Source organism: Faecousia intestinalis (assembly GCF_040096185.1).
GTDB lineage: Bacteria > Bacillota > Clostridia > Oscillospirales > Oscillospiraceae > JAZOXB01.
The window spans coordinates 1-2,352 of the sequence record NZ_JBBMFF010000032.1; the positions used below are offsets into that span (position 1 = coordinate 1).

Annotated in this window: 3 protein-coding genes; 1 reads left to right on the plus strand and 2 read right to left on the minus strand. The window is 61.1% G+C overall.

Going from position 1 to position 2,352, the window contains the following annotated elements:
* Positions 1-447 precede the first annotated feature (447 nt).
* Complete coding sequence (locus WMO66_RS00325; RefSeq protein ID WP_349134418.1) at positions 448-1,428, plus strand: M23 family metallopeptidase; 981 nt, start codon at positions 448-450, stop codon at positions 1,426-1,428.
* Here WMO66_RS00325 and WMO66_RS00330 read toward each other — a convergent pair.
* Positions 1,406-2,062, minus strand: a complete 657-nt coding sequence (locus tag WMO66_RS00330) for an HD domain-containing protein (protein WP_349134419.1) — start codon at positions 2,060-2,062, stop codon at positions 1,406-1,408. The two genes, WMO66_RS00325 and WMO66_RS00330, sit on opposite strands and share 23 nt — an antisense overlap.
* Positions 2,059-2,352, minus strand: a 294-nt coding sequence (locus WMO66_RS00335; RefSeq protein ID WP_349134420.1) for a hypothetical protein, incomplete at its 5' end; no start/stop codon positions are given. The genes WMO66_RS00335 and WMO66_RS00330, both read right to left, overlap by 4 nt.

The window sequence follows — 2,352 nt, forward strand, 5'->3', positions numbered from 1 at the left end:
GGAGGCCGAAGGCCGACGTGGCGCCCTGAGCGCGAAGCGCGAGGAAGTGCCCTTGGGGTGCAATCTCGCAGTACCCGATTGGATGACGGGCAGGCTTCGGCGAATTCGCAGGCGGTTGCGAGAGATTCCCACGTCGCTGCGCTCCTCGCAATGACAAATCTGGAAGCCTTGCGCCGTTGAATCACTGCTGCGATACCTGCAACTGCCTTAGGCGCTTACTAAGCGCCGCTACAGACGCAATCGGTGCATACCATTCTAACGGCAGCCGGTACGAATCGGCACTGCCTTCCCGAGATTCCCACGTCGCTTCGCTTCTTGCAATGACGATTCGGGGGCCGGTGCTTAGCCGCCACAGGCGGGCTTCTGATTCCTGCTATTTGATCGGCGGCCTGTTTTTCGGCATAAAACGACCACCTCCCCGGCAGAATAACCGGAGAGGTGGTGCAGATGAAAAAAGTGCTGATCGCGATCCTGCTGCTGGGCCTGCTGCCGCATGCGTCGGCGGACTACATTCACTGGGTGGACTTCCGCCTCAGTGCGCCGGTGCTCCGCAGCGCGCTGGAGCTGGACATGGCCTCGCAGGGCGGGGAGCAGCCCCTTGACTGGATCGACATTCTGGCGCTGGCCGCGGCATGGCGCGGCGGCACGGGCGTGACCGTGGCGGACACGCAGCGGGCGGCGCAGGCCCTGCGCGGCGATACGCCGCCGGAGCGGCTGCCCGGCATGGCGGGACGCTACTTTTCGTATTACCGCGAAGCCTACGGCGCGGCGCTCGGCGGGCTGGTCGGGCATTTTGCCATCCGGCGGACAGACCCGCAGACCGGCGAAGCGGAGTGGATCCCGGCTTACGGCCTCAAGGCCTTTTCGCCCATCGCAGCGGGCTATTTCTGGTCGCATTATCCGGACTTCGGCGCGCAGCGCAGCTATGGCTATGCGCGGCCGCACCTCGGCAACGACATCCTCGGCGCGCTCGGCACGCCCATCTGCGCCGTGGAGGGCGGCACGGTCGAAGCGCTCGGCTGGAACCGCTACGGCGGCTGGCGCATCGGCATTCGCTCCGACGACCGGAAGCGCTATTATTACTATGCCCATCTTCGCAAAGACACGCCCTATGCCGAGGGACTTGCCGTCGGGCAGCGGGTGCAGGCGGGCGAGGTTATCGGCTTTATGGGCCGCACGGGCTATTCCGCGCAGGAGAACGTCAACAATATCGAGACGGTGCACCTGCATTTCGGCCTGCAGCTGATTTTCGACGAGTCGCAGAAGGAGTGCGACAGCGAGATCTGGATCGACGTCTATCCCATTATCGAGCTGCTTGCCTCGCATTGCAGCAGCGTGGCCCGCGACCCGCAGACCGGGAGGTGGGAGCGGCTGTATCCCTACTGCGATCTGGATGCGGAGCCGATCAGATCAGCTGCTGCTCGTTGATGATAAGCTTGAACTGCAGGCCGAGCTTTTCGGCGGCCTTGCGGCAGAGGATCATGCGCTGCATGAAAATTTCAAAATAGTCCATGACGGAGCCGAAGTGCGTGTCGACCGTCAGCTTCAGCTTGACGAGCGTGCGGTCCTCGTTGATCTTCAGCGTGGACTTTTTCACGGAGTAATTCACGCGGTCGTGGATGTCGAATGTCGTCGTGTCCTGATTGCGAACGCGGCTGCGGCGCACATCGGCCTTGTCCGCGAGGATGAGGGCGGCCGCGACGGCGTTGACCGGCACGCCGGTGCCCTCGTCGTGGTTGCCGATGGCCGTGACGATCGTCGCGACGTCCTCGGCCCCGAAGCCGAGCGACGTCAGGATCTGGAACGCCATGACGGCGCCGCTCTGCGAGTGCTCGATGCGGTTGACCAGATTGCCGATGTCGTGCAGATAGCCCGCGATCTTCGCCAGCTCGACGGTGTGGGCGTCGTAGCCGAGCGTTTCGAGCAGATAGCCCGCCATAGCCGCCACATGCGTCACATGGGCAAAGCTGTGCTCCGTATAGCCCAGCGCCACGAGCGATTCGTCCGCCTTGGAAATATAGGCGCGGATCGTTTCATTTTTTTCGATCTCTTCAAAAGTCATAAATCATACCTTCTTCCTGTTATCTCTGTCAGTATAGCAGCTTTTCCGGCCGGAATCAACGAAGTTTGTGTTAAAAATTCACAGATATTGATGCGCAAAACCGGGAACTTGCTTGACAGGCCCATCGTCTCATGATAGGATGGAAATAGTAAGGAAGCTCTGAATAAATCATCTGCGGCGGATGCCGGATCTTTTTCGTCAATCCATCGGTTCGGAAAGTTTGTGGTATTGCGCAGCCGTTGGCGGCTTTGCCGCCTTACGGATGCGGCATGCCCCTTGCGGGTACACAA

Coding starts and splice junctions, on each gene's coding strand:
- WMO66_RS00325 (WP_349134418.1), top strand. CDS start 448: ATGAAAAAAGTGCTGATCGCGATCCTGCTGCTGGGCCTGCTGCCGCAT.
- WMO66_RS00330 (WP_349134419.1), bottom strand. CDS start 2,062: ATGACTTTTGAAGAGATCGAAAAAAATGAAACGATCCGCGCCTATATT.